Genomic DNA, 17,633 nt, shown 5'->3' with positions numbered 1-17,633 from the left:
TGACGTTGAAGTATGGAAAAGTAGCAGTAGTTGGAGCGTTATCAGTAGGGTTGTTAACAGGTTGTTTCGGTGAAAAGCCAGAAGAAAATTTATATACAGCTTTTGAAACAGCAGCAACACAAGAAAAATCTTTAGTGGATGAAGCAAAAAAATTAGAGCAGTTAGAGAAACAAGGCCAAGAATTATATTCTCAAATTTTGCAAGAAGGCAAAGATCATAATGAAGCAGTTGTGAAGAAACTAGAGCAAGCTACTGCAAATGTAGATGATCGTGAAAAAGTATTGAAAAATGAAAAAGAAATGCTAGAAAAAGCTCAGAAAGAAACAAAATCTGTACAAGGAAATATAGAGAAGCTTGAAGATAAAAAGTTACAAAAACAAGCAAAAGCAGTAGAAGAGTCGTATAAGAATCGTTATGATGCATTCCAAAAGATGAATGAAAATTACACGAAAGTGTTAGCGACTGAAAAAGAACTGTATGAAAAATTAAAAGTAAAAGAAACGAAATTAAAAGAAATCGGTGAAAAAGTTAAAACTGTTAATGAATTAAATGTGGAAGCACAAAAGTCGAAAGAGCAGTTTAACAAATTTACAAAAGAGTATAATGACAGTAAATTAGCATTCTACAAAGATGCAGAAATTAAGATTAAAGATCAGAAATAAAGAAGAATCTAAAGTGTAATAAAAAGCCGGAGAAACATCGTTATAAATGTTTTTTCGGTTTTTTACGTTAAATGAATAGAAAAGACTGGAATTGATATCATAAAAGAGTTATAGTGAGTTATTCTAAGGGAAACATTGTAAAGTAAGGAGAATGGGAATATGTCATATGAATTTTTACTCAAATTAGGTTTAGCACTCTTTTTAGGATTATTCATCGGGATAGATAGGCAGCTAAAGAATAAACCACTTGGTGTGAAAACAAGTATGGTTATTTCTGTAGCAAGTTGTTTAATTACGATGGTTTCAATTGAATCTGTGCATGTATATTCTGTTCCAGGACATACAAATATGGATCCGATGCGACTGGCCGCTCAAATTGTTAGTGGAATTGGTTTTCTTGGCGCAGGTGTCATTTTACGAAGAAGTAATGACGTTATTTCTGGATTAACAACAGCTTCTATGGTGTGGGCTGCTTCAGCTTTAGGAATCGCAATTGGTGCAGGATTTTATTTACAAGCGACAGTTGCTATGGTTTTAATTATTTTAGCGATTAATGTACTTCCGCAACTTGTGAAAATTGCAGGACCGTATTCATTAAGACAAAAGGATTTATCTATAAAAATTACTGTTAAAGAGCATCATGAATTAGATGGTATATTTAAGCAAATTAAAAATTTAGGCATGCATGTGAAACGCGTGAAAATTAAAGATATAGATAGTGGAGCATTTCAGCAACTGGAGATGGTTATTTTAGCTCCAGAAGATTTATATACAACAGAGTTATATAGTTCCCTGAAAGAGATTGATCGAGTAGTTTCAGTTGAAGTGGAAAGTAGATAATTGTGATAAAAAAGAGTGAAGTGAATTCACTCTTTTTTATTTGGATTTTTAAGGAATGAAATTGATATAATGATGAGTAATAAGGGGAGAGAAATGATGGGAATACATATTAGAAGAGCAATAAAGGATGATATACAAGGTATAGCAAAGGTGCATGTCGATAGTTGGAAGACAGCGTATAAAGGGATATTTGCTGACGAAATTCTAGATAATATAGCATATGAGAAACGAGAAAAACAATGGGAAGATATTTTTCAAAAAGAAGGTAATCATCAATTTAGATTTGTAGCAGAGAATTTAAATGGAGAAATAGTTGGATTCATCGATGGGGGGATAGAAAGAACTGATACATATAATTGTGATGGAGAATTATATGCAATCTACCTTTTACAACAGTATCAAGGAATGAAAATAGGACAAAAGTTATTTCAAGCGTTACTATCAGAATGTGTAAAGAATGATATGCAATCACTTTTAGTTTGGGTTGTTACGAATAATCCTTCTAAAAAGTTTTATGAAAAATTTAACCCAGAAAAAATTGATACAAAATTTTTAGAGCGATTACAGGTAGAAGAGACAGCATATTGCTGGAGAGATATAAATAATATTATTATGTAAACTTTATGTTTGAAAGAGGTATACCAATTAAGGTATACCTCTTTTGTTTAACCATTTTGGATAGATTACTAATGAAAAATAGTAAGTATGTAGTTTGAAGCTGAGTATTTTTTTTGTGTATTTTTAACTAGATTAAAGAAAAGGGGGAAAACAAGGAAAATTAAATCAGATAAAAAAATTCTGAAATATACTCTTGAATTGAATATTATTATCAATTAGAATCATAATTGATAACGACATTCAATTATCGTTTATTATATAAAATTTCGATAGCTTTAATATAAAGAGGAGGACCAACATGCAGCTTGCGAAACAAATCGCAGAACATGCAACATTACAAAGCTTTTTAAACTGTTATTTAAGAGAAACAGGGAGTGGAGAATGGATTACAGAGGATGAAAGAATGAAAAGTATCTTCAGTAATACGTTGAATAGAGATACAGTCCCCACATATTTATGTTGTCGGCTATCGGCACAGAACGTTACTTTGTATGGAGAAGTTATATATAAATCACCAACAGATCGCCATTTGTTTGGAGAACAATTTTATTATCAAATTGGAGATAGTAATTCTGTTATTACAGCAGATTACGTTACAGTTATTACGTTTTTAATAAAAGAGATGTCGATCAACTACGGAGAAGGAACGAATCCTGCGGAACTTATGCTTCGAGTTATCCGTAGTTGTCAAAATATTGAGGAATTTACAAAAGAGAGAATAGAAGATACATCCGCATTATACGGTTTCCATACAACTTTTATAGAAGCGGAGCAGTCTTTATTATTTGGGCATTTAACTCATCCTACACCAAAGAGTAGACAGGGGATATTGGATTGGAAAAGTGCAATGTATTCTCCAGAATTAAAAGGGGAATGTCAGCTTCATTATTTTCGGGCACATAAAAGTATAGTAAATGAAAAATCATTATTATCAGATTCTACAACAACGATTATAAAAGAAGAATTAAGTAATGATGAGATGGTTAGTAAGGAATTTATAGCGAAGTACTGTAAGGAAGATCAATATGCATTAATTCCAATTCATCCGCTTCAGGCAGAATGGCTCTTGCATCAAGCTTACGTACAAGATTGGATAATTCAAGAATTGCTTGAGTATATTGGTCCTGTAGGTAAGTATTATATGGCAACATCATCACTAAGGACGCTATATCATCCCAATTCGAAGTATATGCTTAAGTTTTCATTTCCGGTGAAAGTAACGAATTCAATGCGTATTAATAAACTGAAAGAACTTGAGAGTGGTCTTGAAGGGAAGGAAATGTTAAATACGGCTATTGGTGAAGTACGAGAAAGATTTCCAGGATTTGATTTTATTTGTGATCCAGCCTTTATTACATTAAATTATGGAACACAAGAATCTGGATTTGAAGTGATTATTCGTGAGAATCCTTTTTATAGCGAACATGCAAACGACGCAACATTAATTGCTGGGCTAGTTCAAGACGCTATACCTGGGGAGCGTACGCGGTTATCGAATATTATTCATCGCCTAGCAGATTTAGAAAGTAAAAGCTGTGAAGAAGTAAGCTTAGAGTGGTTTAGACGATATATGAATATTTCTTTAAAGCCAATGGTATGGATGTATTTACAGTATGGTGTTGCATTAGAAGCTCATCAGCAAAATAGCGTTGTTCAGCTAAAAGATGGTTATCCGGTCAAATATTATTTCCGTGATAATCAAGGATTTTATTTCTGTAATTCAATGAAAGAGATGCTTAATAATGAATTAGCTGGTATTGGAGAACGTACTGGAAATTTATATGACGACTATATTGTGGATGAGAGATTTCGTTACTACTTAATTTTCAATCATATGTTTGGCCTCATTAATGGTTTTGGCACAGCAGGATTAATTAAGGAGGAAATTCTTCTCTCGGAATTAAGGTCTGTACTTGAATCATTCCTTCCATATAACCGGGAACCTTCTACATTTTTAAGAGAATTATAGGACGAAGATAAGTTAGCGTGTAAAGCAAATTTACTAACGAGATTTTTCGATGTCGATGAGTTAAGTAATCCATTGGAGCAAGCTATTTATGTGCAAGTACATAATCCACTCGTTAGAGAAGTGGCTGTTCGTTCATAAATAACGTTAAAATTTCACGTAATACAAATAATGGTATTTTGTCATAAGGTGGAGGGTTTTATGAGAGTGGACATGTATCATACGAAAGTATTGAAGGCGCTCGAATCAGAAGATTACATTTCAGTACGAAGAAGAGTGCTACGTCAATTAGTAGAATCGTTAATTTATGAGGGGATTATTACACCGGTTCGCATAGAAAAAGAAGAACAACTTCTTTTTCTAATACAAGGACTTGATGAAGAAGGCAAAAGTGTCACGTACAAATGCTATGGCAGGGAACGGATGACATTTGGACGTATTTCGTTAGACTCATTAATAGTAAGAGTTCAAGATGAACAGCAAGAAATACAATCTGTCTCGCAATTTCTAGAAGAAGTTTTTCGGGTTACTAGTGTAGAACAAGCTAAATTAGATTCTTTTATACACGAATTAGAACAAACAATATTTAAAGACACGATTGCACAATATGAAAGAAATAATAAGAGAGAATATACTCAAAAATCTTACGATAAGTTTGAAAGCCATTTAATAGACGGCCATCCATATCATCCTAGTTATAAAGCACGTGTTGGATTTCAATATCGTGACAATTTTCAATATGGTTATGAATTTATGCAGCCAATAAAACTCATATGGATTGCAGCGCATAAGAATTATGCGACTGTAGGTTATGAGAATGAAGTGATGTATAACAACCTTTTAAAAGAGGAGATTGGCGATCGTAAATTAGAAGAGTTTATGGAACGAATTCGTAATAAGGGATGTAATCCAAAACAGTACGTGTTTATACCTGTTCACCCATGGCAGTGGGTGAATTTCATCATTTCAAATTATGCGGATCATATACAGGGGAAATTTATTATTTATTTAGGAACATCTGAGGACGATTATTGCGCGCAACAGTCAATGAGAACATTAAGAAATATTACGAGTCCAAAGAAACCGTACGTTAAATTATCGATGAATTTACTCAACACTTCAACACTTCGTACGCTGAAACCATACTCTGTTGTGAGTGCACCAGCAATATCAAATTGGTTAAATGATGTTGTAAGTAATGACGCCTATTTAATGGATGAAGCACGTTTAATCTTGTTAAATGAGTTTTCCAGTGTAACGTATGACACGAATAAGAAAGCTATATATGGTTCATTAGGATGTATTTGGCGCGAAAGCATTCATAAGTATTTAGATGCACAAGAAGATGCAATTCCTTTTAATGGTTTATACGCTAAAGAGAAAAATGGTACACCAATTATTGATGCGTGGTTGAATAAATATGGAATGAAGGATTGGCTACAATTACTTATTCAAAAAGCGATAATACCAGTTATACATCTTGTTGTAGAGCATGGCATCGCACTGGAATCACATGGACAAAATATGATTCTAGTCCATAAAGAAGGGGTGCCTGTTCGTATTGCGTTAAAGGATTTTCATGAAGGGCTTGAGTTTTATCGTCCATATTTGAAAACGGTTGACAAATGTCCCGACTTTACTAAAATGCATAAAACATATGCGAATGGAAAAATGAATGATTTCTTTGAAATGGATCGCATTGAATGTTTGCAAGAGATGGTGTTAGATGCACTATTCCTGTTTAATTTAGGAGAATTAGCATTCGTACTTGCGGATGAATATGGATTGAAAGAAGAACATTTTTGGATGATGGTTGTTGAAGAAATTGAAAATCATTTAAGAATATATCCACATTTGAAAGGTAGATTTGAAAATATTCAATTATATGCACCTACATTCTATGCTGAACAATTAACGAAACGTCGATTATATATGGATCTGGAATCGCTTGTTCATGAAGTTCCAAATCCATTGTATAGAGTAAGACAACTTATGAAACAAAAATCAGCTGTTACAGGGGGAAATTATGCTAATCGTTAATAAACAAGAGTATAGCAAAAGTGATTTTGAATCGAGATTACAAGTTTATGAGGAAATGGAACAATTTAAAGAAGCAGAAGGAAATAGATTTGCACTTTGTCTGAAAGATCCATTCGATATTATTACGATTGTGTTTTTCTTAAAAGAAAAGAAATCATCAGTATTACTTATACATGAAGATACACCAAAAGAAACAGCTATTGAAATGGCAAAGCGTGCAAATTGTGTAGGAATTTTATATGGAGAATATGGCGATTGTACAAAATTAGAAGTAGGGAACTTTTTACTAGAAGAGCCTTCTTTACTGCAATATAGTTCTGGAACTACAGGGGAACCGAAACTAATTCGTAGAGCATGGACGGAAGTTGATACGGAAATTACCGCTTATAATGAAGCTTTAAACTGTGAAGTAGATGAAGTGCCAATCGTTATGGCTCCTGTTTCACATTCATACGGACTAATATGTGGTACTTTATCAGCAATTACGAGGGGGAGCCAGCCTGTAATCATTACGAATAAAAATCCTAAATTCGCATTAAATATAGTTCGCAATACAGAAAAACATATTATATATGCAGTACCACTTATGTTACACATTATGGGGAGTTTTCCATTAGGAACGTTCCAGTTTCATAAAATTATGACATCAGGATCGCCTTTGCCAGAAGCACTATTTTATAAACTAAAAGAAATGACAACATATATGATGCAGCAATATGGTTGTTCTGAAGCAGGTTGTATTAGTATATGTCATGATATGAAGAGCCATTTAGATTTAGGAAACCCTCTACCTCATGCGAGTATAAGCATAGGTTCAGATGAAAATGCACCGGAAGAAATCGTCGTGAAAATGAATGATAAGGAAATCTTCACGAAAGATTTAGGGTATAAATCTGAGCGTGGCATTCATTTTATGGGGCGTATGGACGATGTAATTAATGTTTCGGGATTAAAAGTCTTTCCTATAGAGGTAGAAGAAACGATGCTTCGATTGGAAGGTGTTCAAGAGGCAATTGTATATCGAGGGAAACATCCTGTCATGGGCGAAATAGTTAAAGCGAAAGTGATCTCTCATGTTGATCCAGTACAAATAAGAGAATGGTGTATTCAGCACTTACCTTCTTATAAAGTTCCCCATGAAATTGAAAGTGTAAATGAAATTCCTAAAAATAAAACTGGAAAAGTAAGTAGAAAGTTACTAGAGATGGGAGAGGTTACAACATGAGACGGGAAGCGTTAAAGAATGCCGTGTTAAAAATTATGATTGAAAAAATGGAACTAAAAAATGTAACGCATTTAGAAGAAACGATGCGCTTAAATCAAGATTTATATATAGATTCGGTAATGATGTTACAGCTTATTGTATACATAGAAATGGATGTAAAGCTATGCGTTCCAGAGGATGAGGTAGATCCAAAGGCATTTCTTACTGTAGGATCTTTGCTTGATTTTATGGAGGAGTTACAGGAAATAAATGTGAATAACTAACCTTTAGGAAAGTGGATGAGAGTATGACTTCAATTAAAGTGCACTGTTTAGTGAGTTGTTTTTGTGAAATTATAAAAAGGCGTAGCGACATTGATTTTCGTCCATTTTATTTTGGACTATGGGATGGAGATTTTGATATAACAGAAGGCGGAATTATTTCATATCACTCTGAAAACATTAACCATGATCATTATTTACTTTGGTTTGAAAAATTGTACGGTATTAAAGTAAACGAATGGTATGATCATGCAAAAGATAAAGATAGCAATGTAGAAACGTTTTTAGAATTAGTAGAAAACAAGCCGGAAAATCGTTATGTCATTGTAATGGTTGATATGTCTCTATTACCAGAGAGGGAAAATAAATTTCATCAAAAACCGTTTCCACATTATTTAATGATATCAAAAACAGAGAAAGAAGAAGAGTGGTTCATGCTAGATCCTGATTTTCGTTGGGAAGGAAATATGGAAAGAGAAAAAGTACTTCACTCTATTCAAGATAACCCATTTGGTGGAGGGTATTTTATTGATATAGAAGGAATTGGGGAGCCAACGCAAGAAACAGTAGCTAGTTATTTCACAAAAACATTCAAAAAGAACGACAATGAACTGACTATGGAGCTGAAAAATTTAATTGTAAAAATGGCAAATGAGGAAGAAGGATATGCGCTTTCTGGACTTGTAGCAGCAGTAAAACAAATACCAGTACTTGCAATTCGTAAATATAGTTATGAGCATGCCTTTGCATACTTCCGTGAAACGTTGCAATATTCGGAGCAAGAATTTGATTATTGGTGTGATCGGGTAGAGGATATTGTACAAGGATTTACAAATGTACAGTATCGTGCAATTAAAATGGCAATGACGAATAATAAAGGTATGCTAGTATCGATTATTGAAAAACTGGATGAAATGAATGCAATTGAACTGCAAATTAAGAAGGAATTAGAGAGACAGTTTCTATCATGGAAAGGTATGAAAACAAATCAGTCTGTCGCAACTTTTTAATAAGCTAACTGAATTTAAGATAGGGGAGTTTAATGCTATGAAATATTCGCTATGTACCATTTCATTTCGTCATCAATTAATTTCATTTACTGATATTGTTCAATTTGCATATGAAAACGGTTTTGAAGGAATTGAATTGTGGGGGACTCATGCACAAAATTTGTATATACAAGAACGCGAAACGACAGAACGAGAATTGACTTTTCTAAAGGATAAAAACTTAGAAATTACGATGATAAGTGATTACTTAGATATATCATTATCAGCAGATTTTGAAAAAACGATAGAGAAAAGTGAACAACTTGTAGTACTAGCTAATTGGTTTAATACGAATAAAATTCGCACGTTTGCTGGGCAAAAAGGGAGCAAGGACTTCTCGGAACAAGAGAGAAAAGAGTATGTGAAGCGAATACGTAAGATTTGTGATGTGTTTGCTCAGCACAATATGTATGTGCTGTTAGAAACACATCCCAATACACTAACGGACACATTGCCTTCTACTATAGAACTATTAGAAGAAGTAAATCATCCGAATTTAAAAATAAATCTTGATTTTCTTCATATATGGGAGTCTGGCGCAGATCCAATAGACAGTTTCCATCGATTAAAGCCGTGGACACTACATTACCATTTTAAGAATATATCTTCAGCGGATTATTTGCATGTGTTTGAACCTAACAATGTATATGCTGCAGCAGGAAGTCGTATTGGTATGGTTCCGTTATTTGAAGGTATTGTAAATTATGATGAGATTATTCAGGAAGTGAGAGGTACGGATCTTTTTGCTTCCTTAGAATGGTTTGGACATAATTCAAAAGAGATATTAAAAGAAGAAATGAAAGTATTAATAAATAGAAAATTAGAAGTAGTAACTTCGTAATGTGAAATGATGTGAGAGTCTCGTTTTAGAGGCTCTTTTTTTATGGTAAAAAATAACCAAAAATTTCCATGTATTTTAATTTGAATTTAACACAATTTATATATAAATAAGGAGGTGATTGGTAATGGCTAGAAATCGTAATTCTAATCAATTAGCATCACATGGAGCACAAGCAGCTTTAGATCAAATGAAATATGAAATTGCACAAGAGTTTGGTGTACAACTTGGCGCTGATACTTCTTCACGTGCAAACGGTTCTGTAGGCGGTGAAATTACAAAACGCCTTGTAGCGATGGCAGAACAACAACTTGGTGGCGGATATACTCGCTAATTGTAGAAGGTTATAGGAGAAAGGAAGGATTCTTCCTTTCTTTTTTTTTCAATTAATTGGTATGGATATATTGTGAACTGGATTCAAAGAATAGGAATAATACTATAATTTCCCCAATTTCTTTTGTTGTGAATGGGAAGTAGTAAAGATGTAATAGCCCTGGTGGAATGAAAAGTTACGTTCCAGCGGGGCTATTATATGGTAAGAAATATATGATGAAAGGTTTCGAAGCCAACATGTTAAAAAAAGAAAACTGTTGTTTAATTGCGCTTGCATCAGTTCCACTTGTTATGACATTAGGGAATTCAATGCTCATCCCAATTCTGCCGACTATTGAAAAGAAATTACATATTTCATCGTTTCAAGTATCCATGATTATTACAATTTACTCTATCGTAGCTATTCTACTTATACCGATTGCTGGTTATTTATCAGATAGATGGGGACGAAAGATGGTAATGGTTCCGAGTTTGCTGATTGCAGCTATAGGAGGAGCGATAACTGGTTGGGTATCTTGGAAAGTTGATAATCCCTACAATTGGATATTGATTGGTAGAGCGATTCAAGGTATTGGTGCTGCTGGTGCAATGCCAGTTGTTATACCGTGTGTTGGTGATTTATACAAAGACGAAAAACAAGTTAGTACAGGTTTAGGAATCATAGAAACATCCAATACATTTGGGAAAGTACTGAGCCCTATTTTAGGGTCTGCTCTTGCTGCCGTTGTATGGTTCTTACCATTTTGGGCGATTCCAATTTTATGCGTAGTATCAATTGTTTTATTACTTGTTCTAGTAAAGGCAAAGAAACAAGAAGGAGAAGTCCCACCACTTAAAGAGTTTATAAAATCTATTCTGTCTACGTTTCGAGAAAAAGGAAGATGGTTAATTGCCATTTTTGCATTAGGTGCAATTATTATGCTTATTTTATTCGGAATTCTCTTTTATTTGTCGACTATACTGGAATCAAAGTATGACATTCATGGTATATGGAAAGGGTGTGTGCTTGCTATTCCGTTACTTGTACTGTCACTTAGTTCATATATGGCCGGTAAAAAAATTGGAGATAATCAAAATGTTATGAAGAAGTGTATTTATATTGGTTTTTTAATGGCAGCTGCATCAGTCATCATTCCTTTATTTATAAAAGGGATTTATTTACTACTTCTTTGTCTCGTTATTATGGGGATAGGGATTGGTATGGCACTCCCATGTTTAGATGCCCTCATTACACAAGGAATTGAAAAGGAGCAAAGGGGAACGGTTACGTCATTTTACAGTTCAATGCGATTTATCGGTGTAGCAGCTGGACCACCTTTATATTCTTTTTTCATGAAAGGGGCGGACCATGAAGTGTTTTATTTGACAAGTATTTTCGCTGCCATTGGTGCTGTCATAGCAATCATTTGGATTAAACCAGCAAAGGATGCAAAGGCGGTAAAACAGAAACCGGAACCTACTTCATAATTTGTAAGAGAATTGCATGATGTTTTGAGAAACATGCAATTCTCTTTCGTTCATTAAGAATAAATAACTTGTTTTAACATATAAAGTGCGACACCCCATATGATGAGGCCAGAAAATTTATTTAATAATAAAATTGTCTTTCCAGTTGAGTCTAGTCTTTTTAGAAATTTCCCCGCTAAAGCTAAGCTTATAAACCAAATCCAAGAAACGATAATAGTTGCAAGTGTGAAAGCCCATTTTTCACTTCCTATGTATTGAATAGAATTTGTTCCAATTACACCGATTGTGTCTAAAATAGCATGTGGATTTAATAACGAAACTGATGCTGCGAAAAGGATTTGCTTTTTTAAGGGCATACTTTTTTCTTGTTTTACATCGTTGGAAGGATTACTTCTCCAAATAACAAAGCCCATGTATAGGAGAAAGAAAAATCCAATTATATATAATGAGTTAGTTAGCCAAGAAAAAGTAAGGAGTACAAGGGAGACACCTTGCACTGCAATCAATATGAGTAACGTATCACATATAGAGGCAGTTAATACTACAGGGGCTGCCCTCCAAATGTTTGGTTGGCTCGCACCTTGGTTAAAGACAAAAACATTTTGTACACCTAATGGAATGATAAGTCCAAATGCAAGAATGATACCATGAATAATTGCTTCACTCATCATATTACCTCCTATTTTAATTCATTATGATAGTGTATATTGTATAGAAGAAATGAAAATTTGTATCCATCCATATGGTTGGGGAGGTTACCAACCAAAAAGAATATAAGGTGATATGATGGAAAGATTCGTTTGGAAACCGGATATGTCTCTAGCGACGCCGCTGTATAAACAAATAGAAACGTATATAAAAGAAAAGATCGTTAATGGAGAATGGACCGTTGGAACGAAATTACCTTCACAAAGAGATTTGGCCCATACATTTGGTGTGAATCGAAGCACAATTGTAATGGCTTTCGATGAACTAGTTGCAAAGGGATACATTGAAGGGAATGGCAGGAAAGGAACAATTGTTGTAAATAATAATGAGAATGTTTCAACTTACGCACCCCCGCCTAATTGGCAGTCTTATGTAGAAACAGGACTTCATTATCCGAATCTCCCAGCTATTCAGGAGATTAATCAAGCTGAATTTTATCCACATGTAATTCGATTAGGAACAGGTGAGCTCGCGCCGAGTCTCTTACCTGAGAAAAAGATGAAAGAAATTATGAATAAGCTTTTAAAGTCAAATGTGACGCTTGGGTATGAAGAGCCAAAAGGAAATTTTTATTTAAGGGAAAAGATTTCCGAATACTTAAAGGGGCATGGTGTATATGTATCTCCTGACTCTATATTAATTGTTTCAGGAGCAATTCAAGCGCTGCAACTTATCTCTATGGGGCTTCTTCCAAAAGGCGCATCCATCTTATTAGAAAAACCATCCTATTTATATTCGCTTAATGTTTTTCAATCCGCAGGAATGCGTTTCATTGGAATACCAATGGATGAGAACGGTTTAAATGCATCATATATTACAAAATATAAGAAGCAATTTAATGCCTCTATTTTATATACAATCCCGTCTTTTCATAATCCAACGAACTTTAGTATGAATGCGAAGAAACGAATAGAAGTGATGGAAATATGTAATGAAATTGGATTACCTATTATAGAGGACGCAGTGTATCAAGACTTATGGTTTGATGCACCTTGTTCGAAACCTTTAAAAGCCTATGATAAAAATGGAATCGTACTACATATTGGAAGCATGTCCAAAGTCATTAGTCCAGGTTTAAGAATTGGATGGATTGTTGGACCTGAGCCAGTAATTCAAAGATTGTCAGACATAAAGATGCAAACAGATTATGGTTCAAGCACTATATCCCAGCAAATTGCAGCAGAGTGGTTTACAAATGGTCTATATGATGAGCATTTGCGATTTGTAAGAAGTGAATTGAAAAAACGAAGAGATTTTATGTTACTAATGTTAGATAAATATCTTCGTGAAATAGCAACTTGGCATGAACCAACAGGCGGGTTTTATATATGGGTACATATAAAAGTACCCATTTCATATCGCAGTTTATTTGATAAAGCTCTGCAAGAAAAGGTTTTATTAAACCCAGGTACTTTATATGATAGAAGTGCAAATCAATTTTTGCGCCTATCGTATTCATACGCAACGTTAGAAGAAATTGAAATAGGTATAAAAAAACTTGCACAACTAATGAAAAAGTAAGAGGAGAAAGTAATGAAACAATATGTAATTTGCCAAATGATCAATGGAGAAAAATATTTAGCTGCTTATGCGGAGACGAAGCAAGAGGCGATTGAAAAAGCAGAACTGTTAGGATTAAGAACGGGAAATCGTTACATAGTTATAACTGCAGAAGAAGCCGAAGGCTTAACGTATCCTTAAACAATGTATGAGATTATATAGGAAGTAAATAAGTCTAGTAATATAAGAATTTACTAGGCTTATTTACTATTAAGTTGTTAAACGTTCTCGTATTTATACGCAAAGTAATAATATTATGAGTCAAGTTGACGAAAAAATCGATTTGTCTTTCGGTCTTGATTACCTTTTCTATACTCATCAATATATTGCCTAAAGTTCCAAGCTTGTAAAAATTTATTAGCAGAGTTATAACCAGAATTGTAAAGCCAGTCTTTTTCTTCCTTCGTCAGTTCAAAATTAGTACTTGTAATCGTTCCTGTTGGAATTGTAATCGTTCTTGCTTTTGATTCCTTATCTAAATGACGTAAATCATGAGCTTGCATCATTGTTTTAAATAGTCCTTTGAACATGGAAATAGGCTCGTTATAGTGAGCAGGGTCAGCTTGAATCTCATCTTTTACAAAATGAAATCCGAAAGTCGGCCAGCGAGGAGCGGTAGGTGAATCGAAGATCCAAATTGGATAATTACTTAGAATTCCTCCGTCAACCATATAACAAGGCTGCTTCCATTTTGGAGTTCTCCATTTTACGGGTTCAAAGAAGAAGGGGATTGTACTACTCATTCTTACCGCTTTAGCGATAGAGAAGCGATAATTTAAAAATCCGTAGTTTGGTAAGTCGTCAGGAAAGACAACCATTTTACCATTACTAATATCAGAAGCGATGATTTTGAGTTTGTTTAGATCCGGTAAATCAGTAAATAAATGAACACCTTTTTTTCGAAGTAATTCTTCAATCCATTCTTCTATAAATACATTAGAGTATATACCTAGAGTAGTCCATGCACTTAGTCCTTTTCCGATAAAGGGGATTTTGTCAATAAAGGTTTTCTTCGTAAATTTGTTATAATCGATATCAGTTATAATGGTTTTTAGCTCTGAACAAGAATATCCTGCAGCTAAAAGTGCCGCGATAATTGCACCAGCTGATGTTCCAGCTACACGTTCCCATTCATAACCTTTTTCGGCTAACGCGCAAATTGCCCCAACATGCGCAATACCGCGCACACCGCCTCCTTCAAAAACACCATCAATCTTCATTAAACATACTTCCTTTCAAATAAAAGATTTGGAAATGGCAAAAAAGCACGTATTGTACGTGCTTTTTTACAATGGTTTTTAAGTTTACTAGCAGCCTACAAAGCCGCCCCAACAGCTAGCTCCGATGATGATTAGAAGGATGAATAAAACGATTAATAAAGCGAAACCTCCGTAACCACAACCACCACAGCTACCGCCGTAACCGTAACCGCCGCAACTATATCCGTAACCCATGTGGAATTCCTCCTTATATTAAAAATAAAAATGAACGAGGGGAAAATGTACTGGAAGAACTAAAGAACTATCGTGTTTGTAGGAACAATGTATAGTATGCTTTTTTAAACTTGTTCGCGTACGAAGGATAAGCCCGTTTTTGAAGGCTTGTTGATTTTGTAAAGAATGAAGTATAATCTTTGTACTATGATATAAATAAGTATGTAAATGTAAGGAGAATTTATGAATAAAAAAATTGAAGTATTAATTGATAAATATGAACTAACACACTTGAAAGAGGAACTTATTAATACTGTATTTCCTTGTATAAAAGTTGTGCCAAAGCAGCAGGAAACTGTTGCGATAGGTAGTTCGAAAATGGGAGGAGTTCCTGATTTACCAGCTTTATTTGAATATCCAAAGCATAAAGGAAATCCACTACAATTTATCGCGCAATTTAACTTAAGTGATTTACAAAACGTTGGTATGGATCACAATCTTCCTAAGACGGGGATGCTGTATTTCTTTTGCATTGAAAATTATTTTGAAGAAAATGTGAAGCTAACAGAGGCTGGGCGTGTACTTTATTATGATGTTCCTGTAGAGCAATTACGAAGAGGAAATGAAGTACAAGCGAAATATAACCAGTGTGCAATTACTTTTGAACTGACATACAAATTACCAGAACTTTTCATTGAAGATGAGGCTGATTCAGATCGTTTCTTGCAATTACTTGAAGAGCTAATTCCGGATAACTACGATAACCATCAAATGTTTGGTGAGCCATTCTCTGTACAAGAAGAAGTGTTATATGAGACGGGAGAATATATGGGAGTAGACCCGCAGCAAATGACTCTTTTATTCCAAATTGATTCAGATCATAAAAATTGTAATATGGTTTGGGGAGAACTAGGGATGCTATATTTCTGTATTAGTAATGAAGATTTGAAAAATCAACGTTTTGAAAATACATGCTGCGTATTACAAACATGCTAATGAAAAAAGGTTGTTCTTTTTAAAAGAACAACCTTTTTATGTGAATTAGTTAATATGCATAATCTCATATGACCTATACGAAAAAGTATTGTATACTCTGAAACTATACGATACTTTTTCGTATAGTTATAGAATATAAGGAGTGACAAGATGGGAAAGACAAGTAAGTATGTGACAGCTGCCGCACTTTGTTCAACTATAGTAATGGGAGGCTTACAAGCGTCATCTGTATCTTATGCAGCTACAAATCCGACTACAGTGACAGCACAATCAGATGTAAAGTTATTAGATGATTTCAGAAAAGAATTAAAAAAACAGATTGATAATCGAGAAGAAAATATTACAATCACATATAAAACAAAAGATAGAAATGCTAGAAATATTATGGATCAATTGTATGGTGAGTTTAATAAAATTGTAGATGCTGATGAGTATGTAAAATATAATGTAGCGTCTACTAGATATTCCATTAAAGGAATGCCAGGGGACTATACGTTTACACTGCAAGTAAAATACCGTGAATCAAAAGAACAAACTCAATATGTAAAAGCTCAGGCGAAATCAATTGTTGGATCAATTGTAAAACCAGGGATGGATGAGCATGAGAAAGTAAAAGCTATTCACGATTACGTTGTTAAGCATGTGTCTTATGATACGTCTTATCAAGCGTATACAGCATATGAAGCATTAGCGAATCGTTCTGCCGTTTGCCAAGGATATACATTATTGACGTATGAGTTGTTAAAAGAGGCAGGTATTCAAAATCATATTGTAACAGGCACAGGAAACGGACAAGCTCACGCGTGGAATTTAGTGAACATTGAAAACAAATGGTATCACCTAGATACTACATTTGATGATCCAGTACCAGATAAAGCAGGGCGTGCAACTTACTCATATTTTAATATGTCTGACGAACAGTTAAGTAAAGATCATGAATGGGATCGTAGCAAATATCCAGCGGCAACTACAAGTTATTTTGGTGAATTAACAAATAAAATAAAAGCTGGTAGCTCAAAAACTGTCGTATATGAGCAGATGTTAAAAGAAACAAATTTACAATACTTATCTGCAGAATACGGAGCAGAAAATTATAATGAATTTAAGCAAAAGTTGCAGCAACAGTTTGCAGCTAAACCAGAAAAAGTAGAAGTACGATATAAGCAGTCCATGGATGGGACGATGCAAGATATAAAGAAAGTATTAAATGAAATAAATTGGCCAAAAGGTGCAAAGCGTGTGTCTTATCAAGTAGCGCCTTACAGTGCATTGGCGGGTTATTCATTAGCGACAATTACATTTACGTATTAAGCAATGAGAAAGAGCATCTGTAAAAGATGCTCTTTTTATATTTATCGATCACTTTAAAATTTTGGGAATTATGTGATAAAATAAAAAGGAGAGGATGTGAATGCTGAATGAACTTGTTCGAAAGTAATATTTTCACATTGATATATACTTGTTTAGTAATCGGACTTATCGTTTTGTTTTTCATATCATTTACTTTGTTTATTAGAAGAGTATTACAAAGCAGTGCTGCAAAGAAACACCACGTGATTAATATGAACCAGAAGCTAGATCGAATCATTGAATTGCTTGAAAAAGATAAGAAATAGCGATAGAAGAGGTATGAAAAGG

Annotated in this window: 18 protein-coding genes and 1 pseudogene; 16 read left to right on the top strand and 3 right to left on the bottom strand. The window is 34.1% G+C overall.

What is annotated here, in order from left to right; all coding sequences use genetic code 11:
• Positions 1–5: 5 nt before the first annotated feature.
• From EBQ15_RS24410 to bcbE, 11 genes and pseudogenes are all read left to right on the top strand, one after another.
• Positions 6–662, top strand: coding sequence for a YkyA family protein (locus EBQ15_RS24410; RefSeq protein ID WP_000873574.1), 657 nt, complete (start codon positions 6–8; stop codon positions 660–662).
• A gap of 159 nt (positions 663–821) precedes the next feature.
• Complete coding sequence (locus tag EBQ15_RS24405) at positions 822–1,502, top strand: MgtC/SapB family protein (protein WP_000119510.1); 681 nt, start codon at positions 822–824, stop codon at positions 1,500–1,502.
• 93 nt (positions 1,503–1,595) lie between these two features.
• Complete coding sequence (locus tag EBQ15_RS24400; RefSeq protein ID WP_033682813.1) at positions 1,596–2,120, top strand: GNAT family N-acetyltransferase; 525 nt, start codon at positions 1,596–1,598, stop codon at positions 2,118–2,120.
• 298 nt (positions 2,121–2,418) lie between these two features.
• Positions 2,419–4,227, top strand: a pseudogene (locus EBQ15_RS24395) (IucA/IucC family protein).
• Between the two features lie 60 nt (positions 4,228–4,287).
• Complete coding sequence (locus tag EBQ15_RS24390; RefSeq protein ID WP_001261837.1) at positions 4,288–6,126, top strand: IucA/IucC family protein; 1,839 nt, start codon at positions 4,288–4,290, stop codon at positions 6,124–6,126.
• Positions 6,113–7,351 (top strand): AMP-binding protein, encoded by a 1,239-nt coding sequence (locus EBQ15_RS24385; protein ID WP_000909578.1) that lies wholly within the window; start codon positions 6,113–6,115, stop codon positions 7,349–7,351. The genes EBQ15_RS24390 and EBQ15_RS24385 overlap by 14 nt, the downstream gene beginning before the upstream one ends.
• A complete protein-coding gene (gene asbD / locus EBQ15_RS24380; protein ID WP_001250561.1) occupies positions 7,348–7,614 on the top strand; it encodes a petrobactin biosynthesis protein AsbD in 267 nt (88 codons plus the stop codon). Before EBQ15_RS24385 ends, asbD begins: the two co-directional genes overlap by 4 nt.
• A gap of 23 nt (positions 7,615–7,637) precedes the next feature.
• Positions 7,638–8,621 (top strand): DUF6005 family protein, encoded by a 984-nt coding sequence (locus EBQ15_RS24375; RefSeq protein ID WP_000200706.1) that lies wholly within the window; start codon positions 7,638–7,640, stop codon positions 8,619–8,621.
• A gap of 37 nt (positions 8,622–8,658) precedes the next feature.
• Complete coding sequence (locus EBQ15_RS24370; RefSeq protein ID WP_000877672.1) at positions 8,659–9,501, top strand: sugar phosphate isomerase/epimerase family protein; 843 nt, start codon at positions 8,659–8,661, stop codon at positions 9,499–9,501.
• A gap of 124 nt (positions 9,502–9,625) precedes the next feature.
• Entirely contained in the window at positions 9,626–9,832 is a 207-nt protein-coding gene (locus EBQ15_RS24365) for an alpha/beta-type small acid-soluble spore protein (protein WP_000113545.1), read from the top strand.
• A 236-nt stretch (positions 9,833–10,068) separates the two neighbouring features.
• A complete protein-coding gene (gene bcbE, locus EBQ15_RS24360) occupies positions 10,069–11,298 on the top strand; it encodes a bacillibactin exporter BcbE (RefSeq protein ID WP_033667350.1) in 1,230 nt (409 codons plus the stop codon).
• Between the two features lie 53 nt (positions 11,299–11,351).
• Here bcbE and EBQ15_RS24355 read toward each other — a convergent pair whose 3' ends face one another.
• Positions 11,352–11,966, bottom strand: coding sequence for a LysE/ArgO family amino acid transporter (locus tag EBQ15_RS24355; protein WP_001287303.1), 615 nt, complete (start codon positions 11,964–11,966; stop codon positions 11,352–11,354).
• Between the two features lie 118 nt (positions 11,967–12,084).
• Between EBQ15_RS24355 and EBQ15_RS24350 the strand changes: the two genes are divergently transcribed.
• Together EBQ15_RS24350 and EBQ15_RS24345 are read left to right on the top strand one after the other, a co-directional pair.
• Complete coding sequence (locus EBQ15_RS24350; protein WP_000439397.1) at positions 12,085–13,527, top strand: aminotransferase-like domain-containing protein; 1,443 nt, start codon at positions 12,085–12,087, stop codon at positions 13,525–13,527.
• A gap of 12 nt (positions 13,528–13,539) precedes the next feature.
• Complete coding sequence (locus EBQ15_RS24345; RefSeq protein WP_000816389.1) at positions 13,540–13,707, top strand: DUF3933 family protein; 168 nt, start codon at positions 13,540–13,542, stop codon at positions 13,705–13,707.
• A gap of 113 nt (positions 13,708–13,820) precedes the next feature.
• On the opposite strand, the gene EBQ15_RS24340 is transcribed toward EBQ15_RS24345, so the two are convergent.
• Positions 13,821–14,786: a patatin-like phospholipase family protein gene (locus tag EBQ15_RS24340; protein ID WP_000686789.1), complete on the bottom strand. Its 966-nt coding sequence runs from the start codon at positions 14,784–14,786 to the stop codon at positions 13,821–13,823.
• Positions 14,787–14,873: 87 nt separating this feature from the next.
• Positions 14,874–15,020, bottom strand: coding sequence for a YjcZ family sporulation protein (locus EBQ15_RS24335; protein WP_000540425.1), 147 nt, complete (start codon positions 15,018–15,020; stop codon positions 14,874–14,876).
• Between the two features lie 222 nt (positions 15,021–15,242).
• On the opposite strand from EBQ15_RS24335, the gene EBQ15_RS24330 reads away from it, so the two are divergent.
• The 3 genes from EBQ15_RS24330 to EBQ15_RS24320 all read left to right on the top strand — a co-directional run bounded on the left by EBQ15_RS24330 (position 15,243) and on the right by EBQ15_RS24320 (position 17,611).
• Entirely contained in the window at positions 15,243–15,995 is a 753-nt protein-coding gene (locus tag EBQ15_RS24330; protein ID WP_001034836.1) for a YwqG family protein, read from the top strand.
• A 150-nt stretch (positions 15,996–16,145) separates the two neighbouring features.
• Positions 16,146–17,306 (top strand): transglutaminase domain-containing protein, encoded by a 1,161-nt coding sequence (locus EBQ15_RS24325; protein WP_000520859.1) that lies wholly within the window; start codon positions 16,146–16,148, stop codon positions 17,304–17,306.
• A gap of 107 nt (positions 17,307–17,413) precedes the next feature.
• Entirely contained in the window at positions 17,414–17,611 is a 198-nt protein-coding gene (locus tag EBQ15_RS24320) for a DUF4083 domain-containing protein (protein ID WP_001048102.1), read from the top strand.
• Positions 17,612–17,633: the final 22 nt, after the last annotated feature.

It is taken from the genome of Bacillus sp. 2D03 (assembly GCF_003946765.1).
Classification (GTDB): Bacteria; Bacillota; Bacilli; order Bacillales; family Bacillaceae_G; genus Bacillus_A; species Bacillus_A cereus.
This window is presented reverse-complemented; position numbering and strand designations above follow the sequence as displayed.